At 69.5% G+C, this 14,865-nt stretch carries 15 protein-coding genes; 11 read left to right on the top strand and 4 right to left on the bottom strand.

The window, feature by feature from the left end:
* Positions 1–9 precede the first annotated feature (9 nt).
* On the bottom strand, positions 10–3,258 hold the full coding sequence (locus tag AC1HIL_RS11800) for an Rne/Rng family ribonuclease (protein ID WP_479671864.1): 3,249 nt from the start codon (positions 3,256–3,258) through the stop codon (positions 10–12).
* Between the two features lie 559 nt (positions 3,259–3,817).
* Here AC1HIL_RS11800 and AC1HIL_RS11805 point away from each other — a divergent pair.
* The 4 genes from AC1HIL_RS11805 to AC1HIL_RS11820 are packed head-to-tail and all read left to right on the top strand — an operon-like array spanning position 3,818 to position 7,028.
* The gene (locus AC1HIL_RS11805) at positions 3,818–4,879 is read left to right on the top strand and encodes an RluA family pseudouridine synthase (protein ID WP_057592307.1); all 1,062 of its coding nucleotides are present in this window, start codon (positions 3,818–3,820) and stop codon (positions 4,877–4,879) included.
* The gene (locus tag AC1HIL_RS11810; protein WP_057592306.1) at positions 4,876–5,556 is read left to right on the top strand and encodes an HAD family hydrolase; all 681 of its coding nucleotides are present in this window, start codon (positions 4,876–4,878) and stop codon (positions 5,554–5,556) included. Before AC1HIL_RS11805 ends, AC1HIL_RS11810 begins: the two co-directional genes overlap by 4 nt.
* 17 nt (positions 5,557–5,573) lie before the next feature.
* The gene (locus AC1HIL_RS11815) at positions 5,574–5,942 is read left to right on the top strand and encodes a Rieske (2Fe-2S) protein (protein WP_057592305.1); all 369 of its coding nucleotides are present in this window, start codon (positions 5,574–5,576) and stop codon (positions 5,940–5,942) included.
* A gap of 42 nt (positions 5,943–5,984) precedes the next feature.
* Positions 5,985–7,028: a S49 family peptidase gene (locus AC1HIL_RS11820; protein WP_057592304.1), complete on the top strand. Its 1,044-nt coding sequence runs from the start codon at positions 5,985–5,987 to the stop codon at positions 7,026–7,028.
* Between the two features lie 13 nt (positions 7,029–7,041).
* Here AC1HIL_RS11820 and AC1HIL_RS11825 read toward each other — a convergent pair whose 3' ends face one another.
* From AC1HIL_RS11825 to AC1HIL_RS11835, 3 genes are read right to left on the bottom strand one after another with little or no spacing between them, the layout of a single operon-like run.
* On the bottom strand, positions 7,042–8,196 hold the full coding sequence (locus AC1HIL_RS11825) for an MFS transporter (protein WP_057592303.1): 1,155 nt from the start codon (positions 8,194–8,196) through the stop codon (positions 7,042–7,044).
* 2 nt (positions 8,197–8,198) lie between these two features.
* Entirely contained in the window at positions 8,199–8,963 is a 765-nt protein-coding gene (locus AC1HIL_RS11830; RefSeq protein WP_057592302.1) for an SAM-dependent methyltransferase, read from the bottom strand.
* Positions 8,960–9,541: a Maf family protein gene (locus AC1HIL_RS11835; RefSeq protein ID WP_479671865.1), complete on the bottom strand. Its 582-nt coding sequence runs from the start codon at positions 9,539–9,541 to the stop codon at positions 8,960–8,962. The genes AC1HIL_RS11830 and AC1HIL_RS11835 overlap by 4 nt, the downstream gene beginning before the upstream one ends.
* A gap of 81 nt (positions 9,542–9,622) precedes the next feature.
* Between AC1HIL_RS11835 and AC1HIL_RS11840 the strand changes: the two genes are divergently transcribed.
* The 7 genes from AC1HIL_RS11840 to acpP all read left to right on the top strand — a co-directional run bounded on the left by AC1HIL_RS11840 (position 9,623) and on the right by acpP (position 14,804).
* Positions 9,623–10,180: a YceD family protein gene (locus AC1HIL_RS11840; RefSeq protein WP_057592300.1), complete on the top strand. Its 558-nt coding sequence runs from the start codon at positions 9,623–9,625 to the stop codon at positions 10,178–10,180.
* Between the two features lie 168 nt (positions 10,181–10,348).
* The gene (rpmF, locus tag AC1HIL_RS11845) at positions 10,349–10,531 is read left to right on the top strand and encodes a 50S ribosomal protein L32 (RefSeq protein ID WP_057592299.1); all 183 of its coding nucleotides are present in this window, start codon (positions 10,349–10,351) and stop codon (positions 10,529–10,531) included.
* A gap of 61 nt (positions 10,532–10,592) precedes the next feature.
* Positions 10,593–11,681, top strand: a complete 1,089-nt coding sequence (gene plsX / locus AC1HIL_RS11850) for a phosphate acyltransferase PlsX (RefSeq protein WP_082321870.1) — start codon at positions 10,593–10,595, stop codon at positions 11,679–11,681.
* A gap of 12 nt (positions 11,682–11,693) precedes the next feature.
* Positions 11,694–12,671: a beta-ketoacyl-ACP synthase III gene (locus AC1HIL_RS11855; protein WP_057592297.1), complete on the top strand. Its 978-nt coding sequence runs from the start codon at positions 11,694–11,696 to the stop codon at positions 12,669–12,671.
* Positions 12,672–12,733: 62 nt separating this feature from the next.
* On the top strand, positions 12,734–13,687 hold the full coding sequence (gene fabD / locus AC1HIL_RS11860) for an ACP S-malonyltransferase (protein ID WP_479671866.1): 954 nt from the start codon (positions 12,734–12,736) through the stop codon (positions 13,685–13,687).
* Positions 13,688–13,719: 32 nt separating this feature from the next.
* Positions 13,720–14,463, top strand: a complete 744-nt coding sequence (gene fabG, locus AC1HIL_RS11865) for a 3-oxoacyl-ACP reductase FabG (protein WP_057592295.1) — start codon at positions 13,720–13,722, stop codon at positions 14,461–14,463.
* A 101-nt stretch (positions 14,464–14,564) separates the two neighbouring features.
* On the top strand, positions 14,565–14,804 hold the full coding sequence (gene acpP / locus AC1HIL_RS11870) for an acyl carrier protein (protein ID WP_007830471.1): 240 nt from the start codon (positions 14,565–14,567) through the stop codon (positions 14,802–14,804).
* Positions 14,805–14,865: the final 61 nt, after the last annotated feature.

Here is a 14,865-nt window from a genome sequence, read left to right on the forward strand (position 1 = left end):
AGCGGATGCTCAGAGCGCGCGTTGCTCCGGCTGCGCTTCGCCAGCGGTCTGCTCGAACGGCAACGTCATCGCGGCCAGTTCGCGGCGGGTTTCGACCAGCACCAGCGGGCCTTCGTCGAGCACGATCACCGGCGGGCGCTCGCGCGGCACGTGGACCGGCTTCGGCTCGGCGGCGATCGCGGCGCGCGCCTGCGCGATGCGTTCGGCGTCGGAGTTGACCCACTGCAGGCCCGAGCTCTGAGCGATCTGCGCGAGCTCGTCGAGCGGCAGTTCGAAGGACTGGACCTTCGGCAGCGCGCGGCCGTTGGCGGCCGGCTGCGGAGCGCTCGCGCGTTCGACCACGATCGGTGCCGCGGGCGCCGCGGGTTGCTGCGGCTGCTCGAAGCGCGCTTGGGGTGCGGGCTCGCGCACCTGCGGCGCGGCGACCGGGGCTTCGGCGACGACCGCGACGCTGTCGGCGGCCTGGGCCACCGCTTGCTCCGCGAACGGCTGCGGCTGGCGCGCGACGGGCGCGTCCTGCAGGTTCTGCGCCTCGGCGGGCGCGCCGTCGAAGGCGGCCACGGGTTGCTGCGCTTCGCCTTCTTCGCGCGGGGCGCGTTCGCGGCGGTCACGGCCGTAGCGGTCGCGCGAACGGCCGCGGCGCTCTTCGCCGTCGCGGCGCGGTGCCTGCTCGGCGCCGTCCTGCGGTGCGGCTTCGCGGCCGGCTTCGGCGTCGGCCGATGCGGTGGTGGCGGCTTCGCCTTCCTCGTTGAAGCGCGGCTGGCCGTCGTTGCGGCGCTCGCGGCGGCCGTCGTTGCGTTCGCCACGCGGGCCACGCTCTTCGCGGCCGTTGCGCGGTGCACGCTCGGTGCGTTCGCCCTGCGCGGCGTTGCCGTCTTCGCCGGCGGCGGTTTCGCCGCGCGGAGCGTCGCCGTTCAGGTTGCGCTCGCCGCGTTCGGCGTTGCGTTCGCCACGTTCACCGCGCTCGCCGCGTTCACCCCGTTCGCGACGGGCGCGCGGTGCGCGTTCGCCGCCAGCCGTGCCTTCCTCGCCCGGCACCGCGTTCGGTGCGAGCTGCTGGGCTTCGAGGCTGACGCCTTCGAGCGCTTCGGCCGGCACGTTGCGGCCCTCGCCCTCGCGGCGTTCGCCGCGACCACGGCGCTGATCGCCTTCGCGCGGCGGACGGCCTTCGCGGTTGTTCTCGCGCGGCTGGCCATCGGCGCGCAGCTCGGCGCCGCGGTTGTCGCGGCCTTCGCGACCCTCACGGCCCTCGCGACCGCCTTCGCGGCGCTCGCCATTGCGGCCGCCGCCACGGCGTTCGCCGTCGCGGTTGCCCGAACGGGCACCGTTCTCGCCACGGCCTTCGGCATTGCGGCCTTCGCCGCCGCGGCCGCCACGGCGCTGTTCGCCATCGCGTGCACCGCGCGATTCGCCATCGCGGCCCGGACGGCCGTCACGCCCTTCGCGGCGCGCGGGCTTCGGCGGCTCGACCGGAATGGCCGAGGGCGCAGGTGCCGGCGCGGCCGCCGGCGTGCCGCCGCCGAACCAGCTCTTGATGCGGGCGAAGAAGCCCAGCTCGGCCGGCGCGGGCGCCACCGCCACCGGCGGCGCGACCGGCGCGGGTGCGGCGACGGGCGCGCGCACCGGCTCGGGCTTGACCGGCACCACGGGTGCCGGCGCGTCGGGCAGCACGCCCTTGATGACCGGCGTCTGCTTGTTGGTGGGCTCCTGCGAGCGGCGCGTGACCGAGGTCGGATCCTCGATCTCGTCGGCCATCTTGTAGCTGGCCTCGATGTGGTCGAGGCGCGGGTCGTCGTGCTTCAGGCGTTCGAGCTTGTAGTTGGGCGTCTCGAGCGTCTTGTTCGGCACCATCAGCACGCTCACGCGCTGCTTGAGCTCGATCTTGGCGATCTCGGTGCGCTTCTCGTTGAGCAGGAAGGACGCGACTTCCACCGGCACCTGCACGTGCACGGCGGCGGTGTTGTCCTTCATCGACTCTTCCTGAATGATGCGCAGGATCTGCAGCGCGCTCGATTCGGTGTCGCGGATGTGGCCCGAGCCGCCGCAACGGGGGCAGGGGATCGACGAGCCTTCGGACAGTGCCGGCTTCAGGCGCTGGCGGCTCATTTCCATCAGGCCGAACTTGCTGATCGAACCGAACTGCACGCGCGCGCGGTCCTGGCGCAGCGCGTCGCGCAGGCGGCTTTCGACCTCGCGGCGGTTCTTCGACTCGTCCATGTCGATGAAGTCGATGACGATCAGGCCGCCGAGGTCGCGCAGGCGCATCTGGCGCGCCACTTCGTCGGCGGCTTCGAGGTTGGTGCGGGTCGCGGTTTCCTCGATGTCGCCGCCCTTGATGGCGCGGGCCGAGTTCACGTCGACCGAGACCAGCGCCTCGGTGTGGTCGATCACGATGGCGCCGCCCGAGGGCAGTTGCACGGTGCGGGCGTAGGCCGATTCGATCTGGTGCTCGATCTGGAAGCGGCTGAACAGCGCGGCATCGTCGCGGTAGCGCTTCACGCGGGCGGCATGCTCGGGCATGACGTGCGCCATGAACTGCTGCGCCTGGTCGTAGATGTCGTCGGTGTCGATCAGGATGTCGCCGATGTCGTGATTGAAGTAGTCACGGATCGCGCGGATCACGAGCGAGGATTCCTGGTAGATCAGGAAGGCGCCCTTGCCGCCCTTGGCCGCGCCGTCGATGGCGCTCCAGAGCTTGAGCAGGTAGTTCAGGTCCCACTGGAGTTCGGGCGCCGAGCGGCCGATGCCGGCGGTGCGCGCGATGATGCTCATGCCCTTCGGGTACTCGAGCTGGTCCATCGCCTCCTTGAGCTCGGCGCGGTCGTCGCCCTCGATGCGCCGCGAGACGCCACCGCCGCGCGGGTTGTTCGGCATCAGCACGACGTAGCGGCCGGCCAGCGAGATGAAGGTGGTGAGGGCCGCGCCCTTGTTGCCGCGCTCTTCCTTCTCGACCTGGACGACCAGTTCCTGGCCTTCCTTGATGACGTCCTGGATCCGGGCCTGGCTGGCCGAGACGCCTTCGGCGAAGTATTGCTTGGAGATTTCCTTGAACGGCAGGAAGCCGTGGCGGTCCTCGCCGTAGTCGACGAAACAGGCTTCGAGGCTGGGCTCGACGCGGGTCACGACGGCCTTGTAGATGTTGCCCTTGCGCTGTTCGCGTCCCTCGATCTCGATTTCGTAGTCGAGGAGCTTCTGCCCGTCGACGATGGCCAGGCGGCGTTCTTCGGCCTGCGTGGCATTGATCAGCATCCGCTTCATGATGCGTTGTCCTTATATGTATCGTTCTACCGGCCCTGGAGGGCCAACGATGCACGGACGACGCCCGCGAAACTTGGGGAATTGCCGCTTGGCTCCGGATGCTGGGTGCCGCGGCGCGCGAGCGCGAGCGGCCGTCTCGAGCGTCAGCTCGGTGACGACAGCCGGAGTGGGGGCGCGTGGATGGGGGCGAGCCCTTCGTGGTGCTGAGAAGCTGTCTGTTCGACAACTCGTTGCGCAAGGGTGGCGCGCGGTTCTGGCGATTCGATGCCCGAGGCCGCTGGTCGGGACCAGGTCAGCCAGCGCAGGCACATTTGAATCAGCAGCATCAGCACAAAGGGACTCGCTTCGATCCGCCGGCAGCTGAAGGCTGCAGGCTGGTATTCCGTATCGGTGTTTCGTGGGTGTCGGCTTGACTTGGGCGTCTGGCCTGCCACTTTGCGCAGTTGCGCGGGGTTTGCAGGCTCGTCGCCAAAGCGGCATCGACCTCGCAGCGCCGCCGGGGTGTTTGACAGCAGTGCTCTAAACTTCTGTCTAATCAAGCACTTACACGACCGCGCTGGTGAAAAACATTATAGGTGCGAAGCAAGCCCCCGCGGCTAAGGAGTTTGCCGGACAGCCGGCGGCCATCCGCTTGCTCACGATCGACGCCGAGTCGGCCGGGCAGCGCCTCGACAACTTCCTCTTCCGCCATCTGAAAGGCGTGCCGAAGACCCACGTCTACCGGATCATCCGGTCGGGCGAGGTGCGCATCAACAAGGGGCGGGTGCAGGCCGAGACCCGCGTCGAGGCCGGCGACGTGGTGCGGCTGCCGCCGATCCGCGTGGCCGAGCGCGCCGAGGAGGCCGCGAGCGCGGCGCCGGCGCGCGAATTCCCGCTGCTGCTCGAGGACGAGGCCGTGCTGGCCGTCGACAAGCCCGCCGGCGTGGCGGTGCATGGCGGCAGCGGCGTGAGCTTCGGCGTGATCGAGCAGCTGCGCACGGCGCGCCCGGGCGCGAAGTTCCTCGAGCTGGTGCACCGGCTCGACCGCGAAACCTCGGGCATCCTGCTGGTCGCCAAGAAGCGCAGCGCGCTGGTGGCGCTGCAGGAGCAGTTCCGTGAGCGCGAGACCGGCAAGACCTACCTGGCGCTGGTCGAGGGTGCCTGGCCCGCCAACAGGAAGGTGCTCGACGCGCCGCTCGCCAAGTACCTGCTGCCCGATGGCGGCACCGGCGCCGGCGAGCGCCGCGTGCGCGTGGTGGCCAAGGACCATCCCGACGCGATGCGCGCCGTGACGCTGGTGCGAGCGCTGGCCACGCTGTCGCTGCCCGGCGATGCCACGCCGATGTCATTGCTCGCCGTCACCATCAAGACCGGCCGCACGCACCAGATCCGCGTCCACCTGGCGTCGGCCGGCCATCCGATCGCCGGCGACGACAAGTACGGCGAATCCGAGCGCCGGCGCGCGCTGCAGAAGCTGGGCCTCAAGCGCATGTTCCTCCACGCCTGGCGGCTGCAGTTCAACCATCCCGCCACCGGCGAACGCGTCGCGCTTCAGGCCGAGTTGCCGCCCGAGCTGCGCTCGCTGATGCCGCCCGCCGCGCTCGACGCGATGGCGCTCCACCCCACGCCCACGACCCCATGACCGAACCTCTCGCCAACGACCGTCCCCCGCGCTTCGACCTGATCGCCTTCGATTGGGACGGCACCCTCTACGACTCCACGCGCCTGATCGTGCGCTGCATCCAGGCCGCCGTGGTCGACGTCGGTGGCGCCAAGCCCAGCGAGGACGACGCCGCCTGGGTCATCGGCCTCGGGCTGGCCGAGGCGCTGGCGCGCGCCGCGCCCGACGTGCCCAAGGAGAAGTACCCCGAGCTCGGCGCCCGCTACCGCTATCACTACCTGCAGCACCAGGACGACATCGTGCTGTTCGACGGCGTGCTGCCGATGCTCGATGCGCTGCGCGCGCGCGGCCACAAGCTGGCCGTGGCCACGGGCAAGTCGCGCCGCGGCCTCAACGAGGCACTGAAGACGGTGGCGCTGCGCGACCGCTTCGACGCCTCGCGCACCGCCGACGAGACCTTCGGCAAGCCGCATCCGCGCATGCTGCTCGAGCTGATGGAGGAACTGGAGGTGCCCGCCGAACGCACGCTGATGATCGGCGACACCACCCACGACCTGCAGCTGGCGGTGAACGCGGGCTGCGCCGGCGTGGGCGTGAGCTACGGCGCGCACGAGCCCGACAGCTTCGCCGAGTTCAAGCCGCTGCACATCGCGCATTCGATCGCCGACCTGCGGGACTGGCTGCTGCGCAACGCCTGAATCGGGACAATGGGGTCATGAGCGACGACAGCATTCCACTGTGCAGTTCGGCCGACCTGGCCGAGGGCGGCCGGGCCGTGTCCTTCGACGTGGTCTACGGCGGCGAGACCTGCCGCGCCTTCGCGGTGCGCTTCGAGGGCCAGCCGCATGCCTACCTCAACCGCTGCAGCCATGTGGCGATGGAGATGGATTTCCAGCCCGACCGCTTCTTCGACGACACCGGCCAGTGGCTGCTGTGCGCCACCCACGGCGCCGTGTACCGGCCCGACACCGGCGAATGCGCGGGCGGCCCGTGCCGCGGCGGCCTGGTGAAGATCGCGCTGAGCGAACGCGACGGCGTGGTGCACTGGCATACTGCCTGGAACCTCCAACCCTTCAATTTCTAGCATGCGCCGCGCTTCGCGACTGCCTGTTCGCCCGCCGCTCCCATGAACGACCAGAACCGCACCGATCCCCAGGGTTTCGAGCCTTTCGAGCCGAGCCCGCCCTCGCTTTCGTCCTCGACCGACCCCCAACGCACCATGTCCAAAGATCCCACTCAGCGCGCCGGCTGGGAACGCGCCACGCTCGAGAAGCTGGCCTTCGCGGCCCTCAACGAGCAGAAGGCCACGCGGCGCTGGAAGACCTTCACGCGGCTGGCCTGGCTGGCCTTCTTCATCTTCCTGGCCTGGTTCGCGCTGTCGCGCGGCACGCCGAGCACCGCCAAGACCACGGCCCACACCGCGGTGGTCGAGATCAAGGGCGAGATCGCCAACGGCGGCGATGCCAGCGCCGAGTTCGTCGTGGCGGCCATGAAGTCCGCCTTCGAGGACGACGGTGCCAAGGGCGTGGTGCTGCTGATCAACTCCCCGGGCGGCAGCCCGGTGCAGGCCGGCATCATCAACGACGAGATCAAGCGCCTGAAGGCCAAGTACAAGAAGCCGGTCTACGCCGTGGTCGAGGAAACCTGTGCCTCGGCGGCCTACTACATCGCCGCCGGCGCCGACAAGATCTACGTCGACAAGGCCAGCATCGTGGGCAGCATCGGCGTGCTGATGGACGGCTTCGGCTTCACCGGCGCGATGGAGAAGGTCGGCGTCGAGCGCCGCCTGCTGACCTCGGGCGAGAACAAGGGCTTCCTCGACCCCTTCAGCCCGCTGAACGACGCCCAGCGCGAGCACGCGCAGAAGATGCTCGACCAGATCCACGAGCAGTTCATCGGCGTGGTGAAGGCCGGCCGCGGCGACCGCCTCAAGCTCGACACCCCGGGCCTGTTCAGCGGCCTGTTCTGGAGTGGCGAACAGGCCGTGAGCTACGGCCTGGCCGACCAGCTAGGCAACGTCGACTACGTGGCGCGCGAGGTGATCAAGGCCGAGGAGGTCATCGACTACACCCGCCGCGACAACGTGGCCGAGAAGCTGGCCAAGAAGTTCGGCGCCGCCATGGGCGACGCCACGATCCGTTCGCTGAAGTCGGTGCCGGCGCTGCGCTGAAGCCTGCGCGGCCTCAGCGGGCCGGCTGGTCGGCCGCGGCGTAGCGCGCCGAGGCCGCCAGCGCGATCGCGAAAACCACCACCACGTAGAGCGCCGCCGTCAGCGAGGTGGCGCGCGCGATCAGCCCGATGACCGCCGGGCCTGCCATGAAGCCCAGGTAGGCGATCGCCGAGACTGCCGCGATGCCGCGCGCCGGCTCCACGCCCGGCACCTTGGCCGAGGCCGCGAACAGGATCGGCACCACGTTCGCGAAGCCGATGCCCACGCCCGCGAAACCCACCAGCGCGAGCCAGGGCCAGTCGGTGAGCAGCGCGAGCGTCATCGCCGCCGCCGCCAGCAGGCCGCTGCCGCGCAGCAGCACCGCGGGCGCGAAACGCGCGCGCAGCGCGTCGCCGCCGAAACGCGCCGCCGCCATGGCGGCCGAGAAGCTCGCATAGGCGAGGGCGGCCTGCTTCTGCGGGCTGCCCAACTCCTGCTGCAGGTAGAGCACGCTCCAGTCGTAGATCGCGCCTTCGGCGATCAGCCCCAGTGCCGCGAGCACGCCCAGCACCGCGAGTGCGCCGCGCGGCAGGCGGAAGCCGTGATCGGCCTCGGCCGCTCCGGGCGTCGCGGGCGGCTTCGGCAGCATGCGCGTGGCCGAGAGCGCGACCAGCGCCACCATCGCGGCAGACACCAGCAGCAGATGGTTTTGCGGGGCCAGCCCGGCCGCGAGCGCCGCGCTGCCACTGGCCGCGCCGGCCATGCCGCCGAGGCTGAACATGCCGTGCATGCCGCTCATCAGCGGCTTGCCGTCGCGCAGCTCGAGCTGCGCGGCCTCGGTGTTGATCGCCACGTCGAACACGCTGGTGACCAGGCCGAACACCGCGAGCAGGCCCAGCAGGGCGGCGTAGCCCGGCATCGCGACCAGGCCGCAGAGCAGCAGCGCGTAGACGCAGCCGCACAGCGCGGCCATGCGCCGCGGCCCGTGGCGGCCGATCCAGCGGCCGGCGCTGGTCAGGCCGTACATCGCGCCGGCGCCGGCCGCGAGCATCGCGAGGCCGAGCTGGGCCTCGTCGATGCCGTAGTGCCCCTTGACCGTGGGCACGTGCACGCCCCAGGTCGCGAAGATGAAGCCCGAGGCGAAGAATTGCGCGCGCGAGGCCCAGCGCGTGGCGGCGGTCACGGCCATCGTCAGCGCCCGATCGCGAACACGGCGGGCAGGCGTTCGTCGACGCCGGCCGGCGGCTTGTTGGCGCGCCAGCCCTTGATGGTCTCGCTGCGCAGGTTCGCCTCGGCCAGCGTGAGCCCGCGCGCCACCGCCAGCCGCGTGTTGTGCTGCAGCGTCTGCACCAGGGCCTGCAGCAGCGCGGCGTTGCGATAGGGCGTCTCGATGAACAACTGGGTCTGCCCGGTCTTGAGGGCCAGCGCCTCGAGTTCGCGGATGCGGCGCTGGCGCTCGTCGGCATCCTGCGGCAGGTAGCCGACGAAAGCGAAGTTCTGGCCGTTGAGGCCACTGGCGGCCAGCGCCAGCAGCAGCGAGACTGGGCCGATCAGCGGCACCACCGAAATGCCCAGGTCGTGCGCCGCGCGGGCCACCGACGAGCCCGGATCGGCCACGGCCGGCATGCCGGCTTCGCTGAGCAGGCCGATGTCGTGGCCCTCGAGCGCCGCGGCCAGCAGCGGGCGGGCATCGAACTGGCCGGCGTGGTCGCCTTTCTTGTGCACCTCGCGCGGCAGTTCCTGGATCGCCTGCGCCTGCAGCGGCGCCGCCAGCGGGGCCACGGCGTCGATGCGCTTGAGGTAGGCGCGCGCGGACTTGGCGTTCTCGCAGATCCAGTGCGTGATGCCGGCGGCGGTCTGCAGCGTGCCGAGCGGCAGCGCGTCCTGCAGCGGGGCCTGGGTGTCGCAGCCGAAATCGAGCGGCGCCGGCACGAGGTAGAGCTTGCCGCGGCTCACAGCAGATCGATCCCGGCGGCGCGCAGCATGCGGGCGGTGCGGATCAGCGGCAGGCCCACCAGGGCGCTGGGATCGTCGCTGTCGATGGCCTCGAGCAACGCGATGCCCAGGCCTTCGCTCTTGGCGCTGCCCGCGCAGTCGTAGGGCTGCTCGGCCAGCAGGTACTGCTCGATCGCGGCGTCGCTGAGTTCGCGGAACACCACGCGCACGGGTGCCAGGTCGCGCTGGACGAAGCCGGTGGCCCGGCAGACCACCGCCACCGCGGTCTGGAAGACCAGCGTCTGGCCGCGCATGCGCCGCAGCTGGGCGGTGGCGCGCGCATGGTCGCCGGGCTTGCCGAGCGACTCGCCGGCCAGGTCGGCCACCTGGTCGGAGCCGATCACCACGGCGTCGGGGAAGCGGGCGGCCACGGCGTTGGCCTTCTCGAGCGCGAGCCGCTGGGCCAGGGCCTGCGGGGCCTCGCCGGCCCGCGGCGTTTCGTCGACTTCGGGCGCATGCACCTCGAAGGGCAGGCGCAGGCGGGTGAGCAGCTCGCGGCGGTAGCGCGAGGTGGAGGCGAGGATCACGGTGCGTTGCATGCGGCGATTGTGAAGGAGGCGCCGCAACCCTTCGGGTCGGCCCGACGGGCAAGCCGGCGTCGGCGCGCTAGACTGGGGCGGATGAAGAGAGAATTTGCCCCCGGCCGGCTCGATGTCGCCGGCTTTGCCGCCGCGGCGGCCACCCTGTCCGCCGACGATCCGGTGCGCAACTACACCCGGCTGGTCGACGAGATGGCGGCCGAAGCCCCCGATGCCGTGGTGCACTGGGAGGCCGACGGCGAGCAGCGCGTCGGCGCGGGCGGCCGCGAGGAGCCCTGGCTGCATCTGACGGCCGAGGCCACGGTGCCGCTGGTCTGCCAGCGCTGCCTGTCGCCGGTCGACACGCCGGTGCAGGTCGACCGCTGGTTCCGCTTCGTGGCCGACGAGGAGACCGCGGCGGCCCAGGACGAGGACTCCGAGGAAGACCTGCTGGTCGCGAGCCGCGATTTCGACCTGCATGCGCTGATCGAGGACGAGCTGCTGATGGAGATTCCCGTCATGCCGGTGCACGAGGTGTGCCCCGCGCCGGTCCGGCTCTCGGCCGTCGACCCCGATTTCGAGTCGCCCGACAAGGAGCGCGAAAACCCCTTCGCCGTGCTCGGGGCGTTGCGTTCGCGCAAGCCCGGGCAGGGCGACTAGCCCGATCCGGGCAGTCTGGGCTATAATCATGGGCTTCGCGCGCGCCGCCGTACGCAGCAGTGCGGGTTTCGGTCAAGAACCTCGGAACCTGGGCATGTCCTTCATGCCGCCTCACTGCTTCAGCCTGAGCCCGCATCCTCTCACCCACCTTACCGTCCAGGAGCCATCATGGCCGTCCAGCAAAACAAGAAGTCGCCTTCCAAGCGCGGCATGCACCGTTCCCACAATGCCCTGGGCGTGCCCGGCATCGCCGTCGAGCCGACCACCGGCGAAACGCACCTGCGTCACCACATCAGCCCCAACGGTTTCTACCGTGGCCGTCAGGTTCTCAAGAACAAGTCCGAAGCCTGATTTCGCACTCCAAGGCCAAGGCCCGAAGCTACTTTTTTTGTAGCATCGGGCCTTTGTTTTGATGGCTACGCCTTCCTCTTCCCCGGCTTCCACTGCTGCGCCTTCGGCAATCACGCTCGCCGTCGATTGCATGGGGGGCGACCATGGCCCGCGCGTCACGCTCGCGGCCTGCCGTGCCTTTCTCGAGCGCCATCCCGAGGCCTCGTTGTTGCTGGTCGGCGCCCCCGCCGCGCTGGCCGGCTTTGCCGCGCATCCCCGCGCCCGGGTCGTTCCGGCCAGCGAAGTGGTCGGCATGGACGATCCGATCGAGATCGCGCTGCGCAAGAAGAAAGACTCGTCGATGCGGGTCGCGATCCAGCAGGTGAAGGATGGCGCGGCCCAGGCCGCGATTTCCGCCGGCAACACCGGTGCGCTGATGGCGATCGCGCGCTACCTGCTCAAGACGCTCGATGGCATCGACCGACCCGCGATCGCGCCGCAGTTGCCCAACGCGAAGGGCGGCGCCACCACGGTGCTTGACCTTGGCGCCAACGTGGATTGCGATGCCGAGGATCTGCTTCAGTTCGCCGTGCTCGGCTCGGCGCTGGTGTCGGCGCTGACGGGCAACGAGTCGCCTTCCGTCGGCCTGCTCAATGTGGGCGAGGAAGCGATCAAGGGCAGCGAAACGATCAAGAAAGCCAGCCAATTGCTGCGTACAGCAGCCAACTCCAAGGATCTGAACTTCTACGGCAACGTGGAAGGCAACGACATCTTCAAGGGCACGACGGACATCGTGGTCTGCGATGGCTTTGTCGGCAACGTGGCGTTGAAGGCCAGCGAGGGTGTGGCTTCGATGATCGGCGAGTTCATCCGCGTCGAATTCTCGCGGAGCATTTTTACGAAGATTGCTGCTATCGTTGCTTATCCGGTTCTAAAAGCGTTCAAAAGCAGGTTGGATCACCGTCGTTACAACGGTGCGGCGCTGTTGGGCCTGCGAGGGCTGGTTTTCAAGAGCCATGGTTCGGCCGACGAGACGGCTTTCGGCCATGCGCTGGATCGCGCTTATGATGCCGCTCGCAACAACCTGCTCGACCGCGTTCGGGCCCGCATCGCCCACGCCGCGCCTTTGCTCGCGCGGCAGGAATCGGCGGCGACGGCCGACGCGGTCTAGCTTCACGTTTTGATGAGCCCATATTCACGCATCACCGGCACCGGCAGCTACCTGCCGCCGCGCCGGGTGACCAACGACGATCTCGCCAAGGAACTGGCGGCGCGCGGCATCGAGACCTCCGACCAGTGGATCGTCGAGCGCACCGGCATCCATGCGCGCCATTTCGCGGCGCCCGACGTGGGCAGCAGCGACCTCGGCCTGCATGCCGCCCGCCATGCCCTCGAGGCAGCCGGGCGCAAGGCAACCGATGTCGACCTGATCATCGTCGCCACCTCGACCCCCGACATGGTGTTCCCCTCGTCGGCGGCCATCCTCCAGAACAAGCTCGGCATCGCCGGCTGCCCGGCTTTCGACGTGCAGGCCGTGTGCAGCGGTTTCGTCTATGCGCTGACCGTGGCCGACGCGATGATCCGCACCGGCAGCGCGCGCTGCGCGCTGGTGATCGGCGCCGAGGTGTTCTCGCGCATCCTCGATTTCAACGACCGCACCACCTGCGTGCTGTTCGGCGACGGCGCCGGCGCGGTGGTGCTGGAAGCCAGCGACGAGCCCGGCATCCTGGCGACCGACCTGCATGCCGATGGCAAGCACGTCGGCATTCTTTGCGTGCCCGGCCACGTGTCGGGCGGCAACGTGCTCGGCACGCCGCTGCTGCACATGGACGGCCAGGCGGTCTTCAAGCTCGCGGTGCGCGTGCTCGAGGAAGCCGCGCGCGCTACCCTGGCCAAGGCCGGCAAGACCGAGGCCGACATCGACTGGCTGATCCCGCACCAGGCCAACATCCGCATCATGGAAGGCACGGCCAAGAAGCTGAAGCTGCCGCGCGAGCGGCTGGTCGTCACGGTCAACGAGCACGGCAACACGTCCGCGGCCTCGATTCCGCTGGCGCTCGACGAAGCGGTGCGTTCCGGCAAGGTGAAGAAGGGCGAAACCCTCATGCTCGAAGGCGTGGGTGGCGGTTTCACCTGGGGCGCGGTGCTGCTGAATCTGTAGTTATTAGTGGGCGAGACAGCCGGTCCTGCCTTGGCGGGCCGCGCGACGTGACGCATACAACAATGAAATCCTTTGCTTTTGTCTTTCCGGGTCAGGGTTCGCAGGCGGTCGGCATGCTCGATGCCTGGGGCGATCACCCGGCCGTGGCCGAAACGCTGCGCGAAGCCTCCGAAGCGCTCGGCGAAGACATCGCCGCGCTGATCAAGACCGGCCCGAAGGAGGCGCTGGCGCTCACGACCAACACCCAGCCCGTGATGCTGGTGGCCGGTGTGGCCGCCTGGCGCGCCTGGCTGGCCGAAGGCGGCGCCACGCCGTCGGTGGTGGCCGGCCATTCGCTCGGCGAATATTCGGCGCTGGTGGCATCGGGCGTGCTGACGCTCGCGCAGGCAGCGCCGCTGGTGCGCTTCCGCGCCCAGGCGATGCAGCAGGCCGTGCCGGTCGGCACCGGCGCCATGGCTGCCATCCTCGGGATGGAAGCCGCCAAGGTCATCGCCAACTGCCAGGAGGTCACCGCCTCGTTCGGCGCCGGCAGCGCCGAAGTGGTGGAGGCCGTGAATTTCAACGACCCGATGCAGACCGTGATCGCGGGCAGCAAGGCGGCGGTCGAGAAGGCCTGCGAGACGCTCAAGGCCAACGGCGCCAAGCGCGCGCTGCCGCTGCCGGTGTCGGCCCCGTTCCATTCGAGCCTGATGAAGCCCGCGGCCGAGGCGCTGCGCGAGAAGCTGGCCTCGGTGACGCTGGCCGCGCCGCAGATTCCAGTGCTCAACAACATCGACGTGGCGGTCGAGACCGACGCCGACCGTATCCGCGACGCGCTGGTGCGCCAGGCCGCCGGCCCGGTTCGCTGGGTCGAAAGCGTGCAGGCCTTGAAACTGCGCGGTGTAGCCGCCATCATCGAGTGCGGTCCGGGCAAGGTGCTGGCCGGCATGGCCAAGCGCATCGTCCCCGAGCTCGAAGCCGCGTCGGTGTACGACCCGGCCACGCTCGCCGACGTTCGACAATCGCTCGCCGGCTGACCGGTGCCAGGCCCCAAGACCTTCTTCTTTTTATGAGCATTCCCAAATTCGAAGGGCAAGTCGCCCTGGTCACCGGCGCATCGCGCGGCATCGGCGCGGCCATCGCCCTGGAGCTCGCGCAGCGCGGCCTCAAGGTGGTCGGCACCGGCACCACGGAAGAGGGCGCGTCCAAGATCACCGCCATGCTCAGCGCCTACGACGGCCGCGGCCGTGCGCTGAACGTGAACGACGGCGCGGCCGTCGAGGCGCTGATCGACGAGATCGTGAAGGCCTACGGCGCGATCCACGTGCTGGTCAACAACGCCGGCATCACGCGCGACACGCTCGCGATGCGCATGAAGGACGACGACTGGGACGCGGTGCTCGACACCAACCTGAAGGCCGTCTTCGGCCTGTCGCGCGCCGTGATCCGTCCGATGATGAAGCAGCGCTACGGCCGCATCATCAGCATCACCAGCGTGGTCGGCGCTTCCGGCAATGCCGGCCAGGCCAACTACGCGGCCGCCAAGGCCGGCGTGGCCGGCATGACGCGCGCGCTGGCGCGCGAGCTCGGCAGCCGCAACATCACGGTCAACTGCGTCGCCCCCGGTTTCATCGAGACCGACATGACGGCCAGCCTGCCCGAAGCACAGCAGCAGGCGCTGCTGCAGCAAATCCCGCTGGGCCATCTGGGCAAGCCCGCCGACATCGCGCATGCGGTGGCGTACCTCGCATCTCCCCAGGCCGCCTACGTGACGGGGCAGGAACTGCACGTCAACGGCGGCATGCACATGTAGCCGCAAGGCGCCAAGCTTTTCGTCGTGCCGGGCCTGCGGGGAAGCTCGCAATCCGCCCGGCTAAAATCCACCGGTTACCTACAACCCTCAGAGGGAATCAAATGAGCGATATCGAAGCACGTGTCAAGAAAATCATCGCCGAGCAGCTCGGCGTGGAAGAGTCCCAAGTGACGAACGAAAAGGCTTTCGTGGCCGACCTCGGCGCTGACTCGCTCGACACGGTCGAACTCGTGATGGCACTCGAAGACGAATTCGGCATCGAGATCCCCGACGAAGACGCCGAGAAGATCACCACGGTGCAAAACGCCGTCGACTACGCCACCAAGAATCAAAAGGCCTGATCGGCCCCAACTGACGACACTGCGGCGGCCGGCGGTCTTTTCCCAGACCCGCATGCGCCGA

It is taken from the genome of Variovorax sp. ISS6, assembly GCF_056523145.1.